The organism is Frigidibacter sp. RF13 (genome assembly GCF_026626305.1).
Lineage (GTDB): Bacteria > Pseudomonadota > Alphaproteobacteria > Rhodobacterales > Rhodobacteraceae > TMP-24.
On the sequence record NZ_JAPNUE010000003.1, the window covers coordinates 165987 to 181153 of the forward strand.

A 15167-nucleotide genomic window follows, 5' to 3' on the forward strand; every position below is an offset into this window, starting at 1 on the left:
GCGGGTCGGGGTGGCTGATAGCCGTTTCGCGGGGAACCCCGAGGAGCCGCCCATGAGCCTTTTCATTCTGTCGGCTGTCTTGGGCGCCGCCTTCCTGCATGCGCTGTGGAACGGGCTCGTGCGGGGGGGCGCGAGTAGGGTCCATGTGATGATGGTCCTCTCGGCGGTGCAGGGGGGGATCGGGCTGGTCCTGGGTTTTTTCAGCCCCTTTCCGGGGGCCGAGGTCTGGCCCTGGCTTGCCGCTTCGGCGCTGGTCCATACCGCCTACAAGACCTTCCTGACCTTTGCCTATGAGCATGGCGATCTATCCCGGGTATATCCGCTGGCACGGGGCACGGCGCCCTTGATCGTGCTGGTCGTGGGCGCGGCCTTCGGGACCGATCATCTGGCGGTGAGCGAGGCTCTGGGGATCGCGGTTCTGGGCGCGGGGATCTTCCTTCTGGCGACGGGGGTCTTCACCTCGGGCGAATCCGTGAGGCTGTTGCCCTATGCGATGGGGGCGGCACTGGCCACCGCGAGCTATACGCTGATCGACGGGCAGGGCGCGCGCATCGGCGGTAATGCAGCGGCCTATGTCGCCTGGATGTTCGCGGCCGACGGGGTGCTGTTTGCGCTGGTGATGAGTGTTCTGCGGGGGCGGGGTGCCTGGCCCGCGCGCGCGGGCGTCTGGGGGGCGGGGTCGGTGGCGGCGGTCGCCTCCTACGCCTCTTACGCGATCGTGGTCTGGGCGATGACCGAGGCGCCGATCGCGCTGGTGGCGGCGATCCGCGAAACCTCGATCGTCTTTGGCGTCGTGATCGGCTGGCTGGTGTTCCGCGAGCGGATGACCTGGGTGAAGGGCGCTTCGGCCCTGATGATCGCCGCGGGGGTGGCGATCACGCGACTTTGAGGGGGGCGGATTTCGATACGAAATCCGGCCGGACCCTTTGAAAGGGTCCGGTCCGAAATCTTTGAAAGATTTCGGTGCGCGGTCAGGCGCTGGCGGTGCGTTCGGGGATAAGCTGCTGGGCAATGCCCGCGAGGAGGAGATAGGCCGAACTGATCATGAGCCCGAGATGGGCGAGCGAGATCGGGCCGAATTCCGCCCAGGCCGACCAGCCCGCGCAGGCGACCCAGAGGAGCGCCATGGGCAGGGTGATCCAGCGCCAGCGGTCGGTGCGGACCGGGTGGACGAACTTGAAATTGGTGAACTGGGTCACGGCAAGGGCGATGATGATCGCAAGAGTGACGTAGAAATTCGGCTCCAGCGCGAAGATCACGAGGATCACCATGTTCCAGCAGGAGGGGAAGCCCGCGAAGGAATAATCCGTGGTCTTCATCCGGGTATCGACGAAATAGAGCGCGCTTGAATAGGTGATGACGATGATCGCGCACCAGCCGGTCCAGCCGTTCATCAGGCCGGATTCGAACAAGGCATAGGCCGGGATGAAGACATAAGTCAGATAGTCGATGATGAGGTCGAGGAGCACCCCGTCATAGGTCGGCCAGTTGGTCTTGACGTGATAGGCGCGGGCCAGGGGGCCGTCGATCCCGTCGACGATGAGCGCAATCACCAGCCAGACCCACATCAGTGCCCATTTGTGCTCGGCCGCGGCGAGCATCGCCATCATCGCGAGAACGGCGCCGGTGGCGGTAAGGAGGTGGACGCAAAGGGCTTTGATACGCGGGGTCATGAGGTCTTTCTGGCGGAAATCGCAACGGGTGGCAACCGGAGGCTTCCCGGCCTTGACAGATCGTCAGGCACGGGGGTGGGCGGCGGCATAGACCTCCATCAGGCGGTCGGTGTCGACGGCGGTATAGGCCTGGGTAGTGGACAGCGAGGCGTGGCCCAAGAGTTCCTGGATGGTGCGCAGGTCGCCGCCTGCGGCCAGAAGGTGGGTCGCGAAGGAATGGCGCATCGCGTGCGGCGTGGCGCTGGCGGGGAGGCCGAGCGCGAGGCGCGCCTGTTCCATCGCCTTGGCGATGAGGCGGGGGTTCAAGGCGCCGCCGCGCGCGCCGAGGAAGAGCGGGCCCTCAGGGACAGATGCCAGTGGGAAGGGGCAGAGCCGGACGTAATCGGCAACAGCGGCGCGGGCGGCGGGGATCGCTGGTACCAGCCGTTCCTTGCCGCCCTTGCCGCGGATGCGCAGCACCTCGCCCAGGGGATGATCGGCGACGGTGAGCGAGAGGGCTTCGGAAATCCGCAGGCCGCATCCGTAGAGGAGTGTCACTACAGCGACATCGCGGGCGGCCTGCCAGTCATTGCGGGCCTGAAGGTCAACCGTTGCGATCATGTCCTGCGCGGCTTCCGGCGTCAGGGGCCGGGGCAACTTGCGGCGGTATTTCGGGCCGCGCTGGGCAAGGATCGCGGTCGCCTCGCCGCCTTCGCGATCGGTCAGCCAGCGGATGAAGCCCTTTACCGACGACAGCCTGCGCGCCAGCGACCGGGCGCCGAGGCCGCGGTTGCGCTCATGCGCCATGAAGGCGCGCATGTCGGAGGGGGTGGCGGTGGCCAGCGCCGAGGCAGTGGGCGCGCCGCCGAGATGGGGGGCCATGAAGGCCGCCCAGGCCAGCACATCGGCGCGGTAGGCGTTCACGGTGTTTGCCGAGGCGCCGCCGAGGGCGGAGAGGTGATCGCACCAGCGCGCGATCGCGTCGCGGACGGCCGGGGTAAGCAGCGGTTCCACCCACCCGGCCTCAGGCCAGCCAGCGCCGCATAGCCCGTTCGAAGGCCCCGGCGAAGAAAGTGAGAAGGTCGGTGCCCTGACTTGCGCGGAACTGGTGGGGATCGGCGGCGCCGAGCGCCAGCATGCCGGGCAGGCGCCCGGCACCGAGGTCGAGGCGCATCACGGCCTCGGATCCGATCTTCGGTTCGGAGGCGCCATAGACGGTCTGGCGGTCGGCGGCGGACTGCCGGAGCACGACGTCGCGCGGCGCGCCGGTGCGGCCATCGCCCAGATAGCGCTCGACGAAGCCCGGAGGCGCCACGGTCAGCACGTCGGAAAAGCGCTGGACGGCCTCGTCCTCTCCGTCGCTTTCGGTTTCGAGGACAAGGCGGATCGCCTCGATCCGGAGGATCTGGCGGACGTCAGAGGCAAGCACTTTCAGGAAATCCTCGAAATCCACCGGGTCGAGCAGGCGCAGAACGGCGCGCTGGATCTGGTTGGTGCCCGCAAGGTTTTCGTAGGCCGCGGCAATGACCGAACGGTGCGTGTCCTCAAGCCGATCGAGGCGCTGTTCCAGCCGTTCCATCGCGATGCCGCGCAGGTCGACGATGTTCGAGCCCATCGCGCGTTCGTTGGCGGCAATAAGCGCGCGCATCAGGTCGCGATCTTCCAGAATCACTTCCGGGGCGGCGATCAGGCGGTCGCGCAGGTCGGGGCCAAGCGGTGCGGCTTCGGACAGTTTCGGTTCGGACATCTCGGCCCCGGACTTGTTACTTTCGGGCAGGATACACGAAGTCAGAGGATTTTCTGCCCGGTTTTTGCCCAGTCCTTCAGGAAAATCTCCAAGCCCTTGTCGGTCAGCACATGTTGGGCCATCGACTTGATCACGGCGGGGGGCGCGGTGATCACGTCGGCGCCGATCTTGGCGCAGTCGACGATGTGGTTCACCGTGCGGATCGAGGCCGCGAGGATCTGGGTCTTGAAGTCGTAATTGTCGTAGATAATCCGGATATCCTCGATCAGGTTCACGCCTTCGAGGTGGATATCGTCGAGACGCCCGATGAAGGGCGAAATGAAGCTGGCGCCGGCCTTGGCGGCCAGGATCGCCTGGGCGGGCGAGAAGCAAAGGGTGACATTGACCATATGGCCTTCGGATGCGAAGGCCTTGCAGGCGGTCAGACCGTCCCAGGTCAGCGGAACCTTGATCGCGATGTTCGGGGCGATCTTGGCAAGCTTCATCCCTTCGGCGATCATGGCCTTGGCCTCTGTCGCCACAACCTCTGCCGAAACGGGGCCGGAAACCATGTCACAGATTTCCTTGGTGACTTCGATGATGTCACGTCCCGCTTTCAGGATCAGCGAGGGGTTGGTGGTCACGCCGTCGACCATGCCAAGGTCGTTCAGTTCCTTGATGGCGGCGACATCGGCGGTATCGACGAAGAATTTCATGGCGCGCTCCGCTGGTTCGGGGATGGGTCGGCGATCTTCTAGCGCATGCCGCGCGCGGCTGAAACCCGGGAAAGGCCGTGGGCGTGGCTGAGGCACAGTTTTTCGACGAGGGCGACCTGGTCGCGGTTCTCACGACCGAGCCCTTGGGGCGGGCGCTCGATTACAAGGCGCCGGAGGGCGGCTGTTTCGCGGGCGCCTTCGTCGAGGTGCCGCTCGGCCCGCGCCGGGTGCTGGGCGTGGTCTGGGGGCCGGGGGAGGGTGGGTTCGATCCGGCGAAGATCAGGCCGGTGACGCGGGTCCTGGACGCCGCCCCGATGGCGCAAGCGATGCGGGCCTTTCTGGTCAGGGCCGCGGAATACACGCTGACGCCGATGCCCGCGATGCTCAGGCTTGCGACCCGCGCGCCGGGGCTGGCCGATCCGCCGGGGCCGAGGAAGGTCTATCGCAAGGGCTGGCAGGCGCCCGACCGGATGACGGATGCCCGCGCGCGCGTACTCGACGTGCTGGAGGACTATGGCGGGGCGGCCTTTACGCTGTCGGAACTGGCGGGCCTCGCCGGGGTCACCACGGGTGTGGTGAAAGGGCTGGTGAAGCAGGGCGCGGTGGCCGAGGAGGAGGCGCCGCGCGATGTACCCTTTCCGCGTCTCGACCCGGACCTTGCAGGCAAGGCACTGACCGAGGATCAGGCGGCGGCGGCAGCGCAGCTGAAGGGCGGCATCGCGGCGGGGCGCTATGGGACCACGCTTCTGAAAGGAGTGACCGGGTCGGGCAAGACCGAGGTCTATCTGGAGGCGGTGGCGGAATGCTTGCGCAAGGGGCGGCAGGCTTTGGTCCTCTTGCCCGAGATTGCCCTGACATCGGAATTCCTGGCCCGCGTCGAGGAGAGATTCGGCGCCCGGCCCGGCGAATGGCATTCGGGCGTGACGCAGACCGAACGGCGGCGATTGTGGCGGATGGCGGGCGAAGGCGGCGTGGGCCTTGTTGTCGGCGCGCGGTCGGCGCTGTTCCTGCCGTTCCGTGATCTGGGGCTGATCGTCGTCGATGAGGAACATGACACGTCCTACAAGCAGGAGGACGGCGTTCTCTATAATGCCCGCGACATGGCGGTGCTGCGCGCGGCGATGACGGATGCGCAGGTGGTGCTCGCCTCGGCCACGCCCTGTCTGGAGACATGGGTCAATGCCGAAAGTGGCAAGTACGGGCGGATCGACCTGACTTCGCGCTTCGGGGTGGCGGAATTGCCGCCGATGCGGGCGATCGACATGCGGGAGGAACGGCTGGAGGCAAGCCGTTGGATCAGCCCGACGCTGACGCAGATGGTGGCGGGGCGGATTGCGGGCGGGGAACAGGCGCTTCTGTTCCTCAACCGCAGGGGCTATGCGCCGGTGACGATCTGCCGGGCCTGCGGTCATCAGATCGGATGCCATCAATGCGATGCGCGGATGGTCGAGCATCGGTTCCTGAAACGTCTTGTCTGCCATCAATGCGGGGAAAGTGCGCCAATGCCCGTGGCCTGCCCGTCCTGCAAGGCAGAGGGGCGGCTCGCGCCGGTGGGGCCGGGGGTCGAGCGGCTGGCTGAGGAAGTGGCCGAGCGGTTCCCGGAGGCGCGGGTGGCGGTGCTGTCGTCGGACCTTTTCGGGTCGGCGCGGGCGCTGAAAGAAAAGATCGAGGAGATCGCGGGCGGCGGGGCTGATATCATCATCGGCACGCAGCTGGTGGCCAAGGGACATAACTTTCCGCTGTTGACGCTGGTGGGCGTGATCGACGCCGACCTTGGTCTGCAGGGGGCGGACCTGCGCGCGGCGGAGCGGACATTCCAGCTGATGCGGCAGGTGTCGGGGCGGGCAGGCCGGGCGGAGCGGAAGGGCGAGGCATACTTGCAGACCTATCAGCCCGACCATCCGGTGATCCGCGCGATTCTGTCGGGGGCGGAGGAAGATTTCTGGCGGGCCGAGGCTGCGGAACGGCAGGCGGCAGCGATGCCGCCCTACGGACGGCTGGCGGGCATCATCCTGTCGTCGCCCGACGTGCAACAGGTCTTCGATTTCGGCATGGAACTGGCGCGGCGGTCAGGTCCGCTCACGCGGATCGGTGCCCAGGTCTTCGGCCCGGCGCCCGCGCCGGTGGCGCGGGTGCGCGGGCGGCATCGGGTCAGGCTGCTGGTGAAGGGCCCAAAGGGCGCGAGCCTGCAGGCGGCGGTGGCGGAGTGGCTGGGGCAGCTGCGCGTGCCCAATAACCTGCGCCTGTCGGTCGATATCGACCCGCAGAGCTTTTACTGAACCGGCTCGATGAGCGGCCCCGTCGGTCTGGCGTGGCGCTCGGGCATGGTACTCGGCCACGGGTTGCGCTAACGCTGGCGGCGGAAGAGGAGACCCCCATGAGCCGCCCCGCCGCGCCGGAAGCAAAATTCGTCACCGGCAGCCTGATGCGGCATGTGACGGTGATGGCCCTGTCCGGCGCTTTGGGTCTGTCGTTCACCTTCCTCGTCGATTTCCTGGCGCTGTGGTGGATTTCCCAGCGCCGGATCGAGGCCGAGATGGCGGCGGTCGGGATCGCGGGAACCTTGCAGTTCGCGATCATCTCGCTCGGCGTTGGCATGATGATCGGCGCGGTGGTGCTTGTGTCGCGCGCCATCGGCATGGGCGAACGCGCCCGGGCACGACGGATCGCATCGGTGGCGATGGCGATCACGCTTGCGGTGCAGGCGGCGCTGTCGCTGGTGGTCTGGCTCTTCCGGCATCCGATCCTTCTGGCCTCGGGCGCCGAGGGGACGGTGCTGCAGATGGCGGAGCGGTTCCTGGCGATCACCCTGCCCTCGATGCTGCTCATCTCGGCGGCGATCATGGCGGCCTCGCTTCTGAGGTCGGCGGGCGACGCGTGGCGGTCGATGGCGGTGACGATGACCGGCGGCCTGGTGGCGGTGGTGCTCGACCCTCTGCTCATCGTCTGGATGGATTGGGGGATCGACGGGGCGGGCTGGTCCATTGTCATTGCGCGGGTCGTGGCCTGCGGCGTCGGTTTCTGGTTCCTGATCCGCACGCATGACCTCTTGGCGCGGCCGCTTCTGTCGGACTTCGCGCTGTTCCTCAGGCCCTATGCGGCCATCGCCGTCCCGGCGGTGGCGACCCAGCTTGCGACCCCGTTCGGCAACTGGATCCTGACGCGCGAGATCGCGCAGTATGGCGAGGGCGCGATAGCTGGCTGGGGCGTGGTGATGCGGCTGACGATCCTCGCCTTCGGCGGCATATTCGCCTTGTCGGGCGCCATCGGCGGGATCATTGGCCAGAACTATGGCGCCGGGCGCCTTGACCGGGTGGCGGAGGCTTTCGTAGCGGCACTGAAATTCTGCGCGATCTATACGCTTTGCACCTGGGCGCTGATGGCGGCGCTGACCGGGCCGATCTCGACCTCGTTCGGACTGTCCGCCGAGGGGCAGGCGATTGTGCGGACCTTCACCCATTGGGCGGCGGGCGCCTTCATCGCCACCGGCGCGCTCTTCGTGGCGAATGCGAGCTTCAACAGCCTCGGGCGGCCCTTGGCCAGCACCGCCGCCAACTGGTTCCGCGACGGGGTGATGATGTTTCCCGCAGCCCTTCTCTTCAGCCGCCTTTTCGCGGCCGAAGGGATCGTCTGGGCCAATGCCGCCGCCAACATGATCGCCGGGACGCTGGCCGCCTGGCTCGCCTGGCGGCATATCGTGCGGCTTCACGCGGCCGTGCCAGCGCTTGACCCTGCCCCCGCACCCGCCTAAGCCCGGCCCGACCGACAGAGGGAGGCATCCATGCCGTTTTACTCCGCCCTGACCACGCTTCCCTCGCGCGAGGCGGCCGAAGCACTGGCCGAGAGCCTTGAGGGGTTCGATCCCGAACCGACCGGTGTCGGTTGCTTCGAGATCGAGGACGGGTCGGGCCGCTACGAGGTCGGCGCCTATTTCGAGGAAGAGCCGGACGATATCGTGCTGGCGCTGATGGCCGCGATCTATGGCGCCGCGCCCTTTGCCGTGTCGGAAGTGCCTCAGACCGACTGGGTCGCCCATGTGAAGCGCGAATTGCAGCCGGTCGAGGCCGGGCGCTTCTTCGTTTATGGCAGCCATGATGCGGACAAGGTGCCCGAAGGCGCGGTTGCCCTGCTGATCGAGGCGGCAATGGCCTTTGGGACCGGGCACCATGGCACGACCAAGGGTTGCCTCTTGGCGTTGGACCGAATCGACCGCGCGGGCTTTCGCGCGGGGAACGTCGCGGACATTGGATGCGGCACGGCGGTTCTGGCCATGGCGGCAGAGGCGATCTGGCACTGCGCAACCATCGCTTCGGATATCGATCCGGTGGCGGTCGATGTGGCGCGGTCGAATGTGGCGGCAAACGGGCAGGCGGCGCGCGTCCAGGTTGTGGAAGCGGCGGGGTTCGACCAGTCCGATCTGCGGGCGCGGGCGCCCTACGACCTGATTTTTGCCAATATTCTCAAGGGCCCGCTGCTTGCGCTCGCGCCCGATCTGGTCGCGAACCTCGCCCCCGGCGGTCGTGCGATCCTGTCGGGCATTCTGACCTCTCAGGCCGATGAACTTGTCCAAAAGTACATGTCCTTTGGACTGGCCCTGACTCATCGCGAGGACATTGGCGAGTGGGTGACTCTCGAACTGGTTAAAAGCTGAACAATCCGCCCTAATTTCGCCGCAATTGCCCGACAATCATCATATTCACCTCGGGTGGGGGCCCGGGAGGAACGAATGCACGATCCGAACATGCGGAAATTCCACGGGCGCCTCGACCGTATTCAGCGTATTCACGCTGCCGGCGGCGGTTTTGAGGCTGATGGGACGATCGGCATGTCGCATTACTCGGCGCGGCGGCGCCGGGAGCAGGGATCGCGTCTGCCGTCGATCTTCCTTATGGTGATCGCGTTCATCTTCGTCTTCAAGGCGGCGATGCATGTGGCCATCGGGGCCGAGGCCTATGACCTGCGCGTGGCGGTGCTGCGGGCAGGGACCGACGTCGACCGGGCGGGCGCGCTTCTGATGGCGCCCGATCCGTTCACCCTGTTTCTCGCCGACAAGATCCGCACAGCACTTGGTTGACGCGGGCCGCGGGATCCTATCCAGAGCAGTCATGTCTAAGGTGGAAATGCAAAAGGCCCCGCGGGTGAACCGCGGGGCCTTTTGGCGATCTTGTCGCCGGTCGCGCTGGCCTTGATCAGGCGCGCGACGCAAGGAATTCGATGTCGCCCCGGCAGAGGCCGATATCGTCGAGCTCGCGATCCGAAAGCTTCGACAGGGCGTTGCGCGTAACACGCGCGTCGTTCCAGGAAGCGATCGAAGCGACAAGGTTGCTCACCAGGTTCAGAGCACTGAAGCCGGTCGTGGTGCGGGTCGTTTCAAACGCGGTCATGTTCATTTCCTCTCTCACATACAGCGGTCGACGGCGGCTCGCCCTCGACGCAATGACAGATAGGGCATCCGGTATAACGGAGCTAGGGCCGGGAAAGCATTTCAGCCATGCAAATAGTGCATATCTATGATTTGCCGGACGCTGCGGAATGTTGGGTGCGATGCGGTAAACAATTAAAGCATTTTTGTGACATTCCTTCCTGAGTTCGGGTCGTAATTCGATCCGGGGATGTCGGAAATCGGCGGAAAAGCTGCCCGCTCAGGTCATGGCTTCGGGTTCGCTTTGTCCTTTGCGATGTTCTCCTTTCGTGCTAGTTCTCAGGAAAAGAACCAACAGGCAGGCACCTCATGCGCGTTCTCGGGATCGATCCGGGCCTTCGCAACCTCGGCTGGGGCGTGATCGATGTGGCGGGATCGCGGCTCGTGCATGTGGCCAATGGAATCATCCATTCGGCGGGCGACGACCTCGGCCAGCGGCTCCTGTCCCTGCATGTCGCGCTGACGCGGGTGGTCGCGGATCACGCGCCGGATGCGGCGGCGGTTGAGCAGACCTTCGTGAACAAGGACGGCGCCGGGACGCTGAAGCTTGGCCAGGCGCGCGGGATCGCGATGCTGGTGCCCGCGCAGGCAGGGATCGCGGTAGGCGAATATGCACCGAACGCGGTGAAGAAGGCGGTGGTGGGTGTGGGGCACGCAGACAAGGGCCAGATCGCCCATATGGTGCGCTATCAGTTGCCGGGGGCGGAATTGGCCGGGCCGGACGCGGCGGATGCGCTCGCGATCGCCATCTGTCACGCCCATCATCTGCAAAGCGCCGGGCGGCTCGCCGCCGCGCTGAGAGGTGCGGCATGATCGGGCGGATCGCCGGGAACATCCTCCACCGCGCCGCCGATCAGGTGCTGATCGATGTCAGGGGCGTGGGCTATGTCGTCCATATCTCGCAGCGCACGGCGGCCTCGCTGCCGCCGGTGGGCGAGGCCTGCGCGCTTTATACCGAACTTCTGGTGCGCGAGGATCTTCTGCAGCTTTTCGGCTTTCCGACGCTGCTGGAAAAGGAATGGCACCGGCTTCTGACCACGGTGCAGGGGGTGGGCGCGAAAGCCTCGATGGCGATCCTCGGCACGCTCGGCGCCGAAGGTACGGGCCGGGCGATCGCGCTCGGCGACTGGGGCGCGGTCAAGGCCGCGCCGGGGGTGGGGCCGAAGCTTGCGCAACGGGTGGTGATGGAACTGAAGGACAAGGCGCCATCGGTGATGGCGCTTGGCGGCACGCTGACGGTCGATGCGTCGGCGGTGATCGAGGCCGATACTGATGTGCCCGTGCGGCAGCCCGCCGCGAAAGCCGCGCCCGCGCCCTCCGCCGCGGCAACCGCCGACGCGCTCTCGGCCCTTCTTAACCTCGGCTACGCCCAGTCCGAGGCCGCGAGTGCCGTGGCGCAGGCTGCGGGCGAGAACGAGGGGGCGAGTACCCCGGAACTGATCCGTGCAGCGCTGAAACTTCTGGCACCGAAAGGGTGATATGCTCTCTTTCGTTTGCAAATATTCCGGGGGTCGGCCATCGAGTTCGCCATCGGTTCGAGAACCGATGGACGACGGGGCAGAGCCCCCACGAACGGAAGGCGATAACGGCCAATGCTGACGCCTGATCCCACGCTCCGCGCCGCGCCGCAGCCCGAGGATGCCGACCGGGCGCTCCGGCCACAGGCGCTGACCGAGTTTGTCGGGCAGGAGGAGGCGCGGGCGAACCTGCGCGTCTTCATCGAAAGTGCGCGGATGCGCGGCGAGGCGATGGATCATACGCTTTTTCACGGGCCGCCGGGCCTTGGGAAGACGACGCTCGCCCAGATCATGGCCAAGGAGCTTGGCGTCAATTTCCGCATGACCTCGGGGCCGGTTCTGGCGCGCGCCGGTGACCTCGCCGCGATCCTGACCAACCTCGAGGCGCGGGATGTGCTTTTCATCGACGAGATCCACCGGCTAAACCCGGCAGTGGAAGAAGTGCTTTATCCGGCGATGGAGGATTTCGAGCTGGATCTGGTGATCGGCGAGGGGCCTGCCGCCCGGACCGTCCGGATCGAACTCCAGCCCTTCACGCTTGTCGGCGCCACGACGCGGCTTGGCCTCCTGACCACGCCCCTTCGCGACCGGTTCGGCATTCCGACGCGGCTGCAGTTCTATACGGTCGCGGAACTTGACCTCATCGTCGCGCGTGGCGCGCGGTTGATGGGCATCTCCTCGGACCCCGAAGGCACGCTCGAGATCGCGCGCCGTGCTCGCGGCACGCCGCGGATTGCGGGGCGGCTTCTGCGCCGGGTCGTCGATTTCGCCCTGGTCGAGGGCGACGGGCGGCTGACCCGGGCCATTGCCGACAGCGCGCTGACCCGGCTTGGCGTCGATCACCTTGGTCTCGACGGCGCCGACCGCCGCTATCTGACGCTGATCGCCGAGAATTATGCGGGAGGGCCCGTGGGGGTGGAGACCCTGTCGGCGGCCTTGTCGGAAAGCCGCGACGCGATCGAGGAAGTGATCGAGCCCTTCCTTCTGCAGCAGGGCCTGATCCAGCGCACGCCGCGTGGCCGGATGCTGGCCCAGAAGGCGTGGGCCCATCTCGGCCTGCCGCAACCGCGGGTAGCCGGGCAATCCGACCTGTTTGGCAAATAGCGCTGCTCGGGTGGAAAAATCTTCGGGAAGATTTTTCCACAGCCGGACCAGGGGGCGGAAGAATTTTCGCGAAAATTCTTCGGCGGCACCGCCGTTCTGGACCTCCGGCCTGACGCGGATTATGGGGCGGGCGAGAGGTTGACCCATGAGCCCAGACCAGATCGCATCCCTTTTCACCCGGCCGGACGGGACCTACGCATTTGCGCGTTGGGAACGCCCGATCGCGCCGGTGGTGTTTGGCGTCAAGGACGAGACGCTCGCCACGATCAAGGGCGCGATCAAAGCGGTCACGGCGACGGCGGGCCATCCTTTGGTCGAGACCGATCCCGAATTGGGCGCGAACCTGATGGTCTTCTTCTTCCGCGACTGGCAAGAGGTGGCCGATCTTCCCGGCATCGCCGATCTGGTGCCAGGGCTCGACCGGCTTGCGCCGCGGCTCGGGCGCGAGGCTGCCGATCAATACCGGCATTTCCGCTTCGAGGAGGATGGCGCGATCCGCGCAGCCTTCGTCTTTTTCCAGATGGGCGGGGCGCTCGCAGACATGCCGGCCGCTGACCTCGGCCTGACGGTTGCGGTGCAGAGCCTGCTTCTATGGTCGGAAAGCGCTTTCCGCACGCGTTCGCCGCTGGTCGCCGCCGACGCGCAGGTGACAGTGCACCCTGAAATCGCCGCCGTTCTGCGCGCCGCCTATGACCCGGTTATGCCCGCCATCGCCACAGACCCGAGCCATGCGCTCCGGCTTTTCGCGCGGATGAGGCGATGAACAGGCGGCGTCTCTGATTCTTGTTGACTGGTCAGTCAGAATAATGCAACCTGTCCGCCAGCCGCCTTTCGGCGTGCCTTCGCCGGGGAGGTCGGGATGACGGGTCAGAACAGCCAAGCCGCGCCGACCGCGCGCAGTGCACGCGCCGCCAGAAGCGGTGGCCGGGATGCCCGGCGCGCGGCGCGGGCGGCGATGGTCGCGGCGGATGTGGTGCGCCCTGGGATGGCGGGCGGGCAATACCGGCCACTCGGCGATCGCGACATGGCGCGGATCCATGAAACCGCGCTCGATGTGCTGGAACGGATCGGCATGGCCGACCCGATCCCCGCAACATTGAAGCGTGCGCTCGATGCCGGATGCTGGCTGAATGCGCATGGACGCCTTTGCTTTCCGCGGGCGCTGGTCGAGGATGTGGTGGCCGCGCAGGCCCGCGCCTTCCCGATCTTCGCCCGCGATCCCGCGCATGACCGGATGGTTGGCGAGGAGCGCGTGCACTTCTGCACGGCGGGCGAGGCGGTTCAGGTGATCGATTTCCGGACCGGCGAGCACCGGCCCTCGACCCTTCTCGACCTTTACGATTATTTCCGTCTGGCCGACCGGCTGGACCATATCCACCATGTCGGCCAGCCGATCGTTGCGACCGATATCGAGGATATCCGCGCGCATAATCTTTCCGTTGCCTATGCCGGAATGGCAGGCACCACGAAAAGTTTCGGCTTTTCCATGGCGAATGCCGAACATGTCGACGAGGTCGTGGCGCTTGCCGATATGGTTCTGGGCGAGGAGGGGGCTTTCCTGAAGCGTCCCTTCTTCCAGGTCGGGCACTGCCCGGTGGTCTCGCCCCTGCGGTTTGGCACCGATACGAGCGCGGTACAGGTGCGCTGCGCCGAGCTTGGCATCGTCTCTGACATGTGTGTGGCGCCGCAGGCGGGTGCGACCGCGCCTGCCGCGCTTGCGGGTGCGCTGGTACAGGCCTGCGCCGAGACGCTCGCCGCGCTCGTTCAGGTCCATCTGACCCGCAAGGGCGCGAAGATGTTCTTCGGCAACTGGGTTTTCGTATCGGACCTTCGCACGGGAGCCTTCACCGGCGGCTCGGGCGAGGAGGCGGTCCTGATGGCGGGCGCGGCGCAGATGGCGCGCTTTTACGACCTGCCGGGATCGGTGGCGGCGGGTATGACGGATTCGAAGGCGCTCGATTATCAGGCGGGGTTCGAAAAGGGGCTGACCGTGGCGCTTGCAGGGCTTGCGGGCGGCAACATGGTCTATGAGGCGGCGGGGATGATGTCGTCGCTTCTGGCTACCTCGTTCGAGGCGATGGTGATGGATAACGAGCTTCTGGGCACCGTCCAGCGGGCGCTGAGGGGGATCGAGGTGACCGACGACACCCTGTCCTACGAGGTGATGGAGGATGTGGTGCTGAGGGGTCCGAACCATTACCTCGGCCATGCGCAGACGCTGAGCCTCATGCAGTCGGAATTCCTCTACCCCGAGGTCGCCGACCGCCAGACGCTCTCCAACTGGGCCTCGATGGGGCGCCCGACGATCATGGATCATGCGCGGGGACGGGTGCAAGAGATCCTCGGCAGCCATTACCCGTCGCTGACCGACCCCGGGCGCGACGCGGCGATCCGGGCACGCTTTCCGATCCGGCTGGCGCCTGGCGACATGCAGGCAGAGTGCGGCCGCTGGTGAGGCTTGCCGGTACCTCCGCGCCCGCCTAGGGTCGGGCGCGAGGAGGCCCCATGTCCCATATCTTCCCGATCCGCGTCTATTACGAGGATACCGACCTCGCGGGGATCGTCTATTATGCCAACTACCTGAAGTTCATCGAGCGCGGCCGGACGGAATGGGTCAGGTCGCTTGGCGTCGATCAAGGGCGGCTGAAGCGCGAGGAAGGGATCGTCTTTGCCGTGCGGCGGGTCGAGGCGGACTATCTGAAACCGGCGCGGTTCGACGATGAGTTGACCGTGGTCACACGACCGGTTGGTGCGACCGGCGCGCGCATCCAGCTGGAACAGGAGGTGCTGCGGGGGGGCGAGCGGCTATTCACCGCACAGGTGACGCTCGTCTGCCTGACCGAGACCGGTCAGGCGGCGCGGCTCCCCGCTGAGGTGCGCCAGGCTTTGTTCCCGGCGGTTCACTGAAGAGTTTCGTCCGGGCTTCGCCCGGCCGACCCGCCGGGGGGGCGCCGCCCCCCGTACCCCCCGGAGTATTTTCGGACAGAACGTGGGCACGAGCTTCATCTACGTTCTGTCGCCAAAAACTCC

Annotated in this window: 16 protein-coding genes; 11 read left to right on the forward strand and 5 right to left on the reverse strand. The window is 66.4% G+C overall.

Going from position 1 to position 15167, the window contains the following annotated elements; translation table 11 throughout:
• The first annotated feature begins 52 nt into the window (after positions 1 to 52).
• Positions 53 to 889 carry an EamA family transporter gene (locus OU426_RS08875; RefSeq protein ID WP_267633581.1) on the forward strand — a complete coding sequence of 279 codons (837 nt, stop codon included), beginning with the start codon at positions 53 to 55 and terminating at the stop codon, positions 887 to 889.
• Positions 890 to 971: 82 nt separating this feature from the next.
• Here the strand turns inward: OU426_RS08875 and OU426_RS08880 are convergent, their stop codons facing one another.
• The 4 genes from OU426_RS08880 to fsa form a co-directional block, all read right to left on the reverse strand.
• Positions 972 to 1673: a CDP-alcohol phosphatidyltransferase family protein gene (locus OU426_RS08880; protein WP_267633582.1), complete on the reverse strand. Its 702-nt coding sequence runs from the start codon at positions 1671 to 1673 to the stop codon at positions 972 to 974.
• Between the two features lie 63 nt (positions 1674 to 1736).
• Positions 1737 to 2666, reverse strand: coding sequence for a tyrosine recombinase XerC (locus OU426_RS08885; protein ID WP_267633583.1), 930 nt, complete (start codon positions 2664 to 2666; stop codon positions 1737 to 1739).
• A gap of 10 nt (positions 2667 to 2676) precedes the next feature.
• A complete protein-coding gene (locus tag OU426_RS08890) occupies positions 2677 to 3399 on the reverse strand; it encodes a DUF484 family protein (protein WP_267633584.1) in 723 nt (240 codons plus the stop codon).
• Between the two features lie 41 nt (positions 3400 to 3440).
• Positions 3441 to 4094 carry a fructose-6-phosphate aldolase gene (fsa, locus tag OU426_RS08895; protein WP_267633585.1) on the reverse strand — a complete coding sequence of 218 codons (654 nt, stop codon included), beginning with the start codon at positions 4092 to 4094 and terminating at the stop codon, positions 3441 to 3443.
• Between the two features lie 83 nt (positions 4095 to 4177).
• Here fsa and OU426_RS08900 point away from each other — a divergent pair, with 83 nt between their 5' ends.
• From OU426_RS08900 to OU426_RS08915, 4 genes are all read left to right on the forward strand, one after another.
• Positions 4178 to 6373: a primosomal protein N' gene (locus OU426_RS08900; protein ID WP_267633586.1), complete on the forward strand. Its 2196-nt coding sequence runs from the start codon at positions 4178 to 4180 to the stop codon at positions 6371 to 6373.
• 98 nt (positions 6374 to 6471) lie between these two features.
• On the forward strand, positions 6472 to 7845 hold the full coding sequence (locus tag OU426_RS08905; RefSeq protein ID WP_267633587.1) for an MATE family efflux transporter: 1374 nt from the start codon (positions 6472 to 6474) through the stop codon (positions 7843 to 7845).
• Positions 7846 to 7875: 30 nt separating this feature from the next.
• Complete coding sequence (locus tag OU426_RS08910; protein WP_267633588.1) at positions 7876 to 8745, forward strand: 50S ribosomal protein L11 methyltransferase; 870 nt, start codon at positions 7876 to 7878, stop codon at positions 8743 to 8745.
• A 75-nt stretch (positions 8746 to 8820) separates the two neighbouring features.
• Positions 8821 to 9168 (forward strand): hypothetical protein, encoded by a 348-nt coding sequence (locus OU426_RS08915; RefSeq protein ID WP_267633589.1) that lies wholly within the window; start codon positions 8821 to 8823, stop codon positions 9166 to 9168.
• Between the two features lie 115 nt (positions 9169 to 9283).
• Here OU426_RS08915 and OU426_RS08920 read toward each other — a convergent pair whose 3' ends face one another.
• Positions 9284 to 9478 (reverse strand): DUF1127 domain-containing protein, encoded by a 195-nt coding sequence (locus tag OU426_RS08920; protein WP_267633590.1) that lies wholly within the window; start codon positions 9476 to 9478, stop codon positions 9284 to 9286.
• Positions 9479 to 9825: 347 nt separating this feature from the next.
• Here OU426_RS08920 and ruvC point away from each other — a divergent pair, with 347 nt between their 5' ends.
• The 6 genes from ruvC to ybgC all read left to right on the forward strand — a co-directional run bounded on the left by ruvC (position 9826) and on the right by ybgC (position 15044).
• Entirely contained in the window at positions 9826 to 10329 is a 504-nt protein-coding gene (gene ruvC / locus OU426_RS08925) for a crossover junction endodeoxyribonuclease RuvC (RefSeq protein WP_267633591.1), read from the forward strand.
• Complete coding sequence (gene ruvA / locus OU426_RS08930; RefSeq protein WP_267633592.1) at positions 10326 to 10994, forward strand: Holliday junction branch migration protein RuvA; 669 nt, start codon at positions 10326 to 10328, stop codon at positions 10992 to 10994. Before ruvC ends, ruvA begins: the two co-directional genes overlap by 4 nt.
• Positions 10995 to 11108: 114 nt before the next feature.
• On the forward strand, positions 11109 to 12137 hold the full coding sequence (gene ruvB / locus OU426_RS08935) for a Holliday junction branch migration DNA helicase RuvB (protein WP_267633593.1): 1029 nt from the start codon (positions 11109 to 11111) through the stop codon (positions 12135 to 12137).
• Positions 12138 to 12282: 145 nt separating this feature from the next.
• Positions 12283 to 12900 (forward strand): hypothetical protein, encoded by a 618-nt coding sequence (locus OU426_RS08940; protein ID WP_267633594.1) that lies wholly within the window; start codon positions 12283 to 12285, stop codon positions 12898 to 12900.
• A gap of 96 nt (positions 12901 to 12996) precedes the next feature.
• Positions 12997 to 14592, forward strand: coding sequence for a trimethylamine methyltransferase family protein (locus OU426_RS08945; RefSeq protein WP_267633595.1), 1596 nt, complete (start codon positions 12997 to 12999; stop codon positions 14590 to 14592).
• Between the two features lie 50 nt (positions 14593 to 14642).
• A complete protein-coding gene (gene ybgC / locus OU426_RS08950; protein WP_267633596.1) occupies positions 14643 to 15044 on the forward strand; it encodes a tol-pal system-associated acyl-CoA thioesterase in 402 nt (133 codons plus the stop codon).
• The last annotated feature ends 123 nt before the right edge of the window (positions 15045 to 15167 follow it).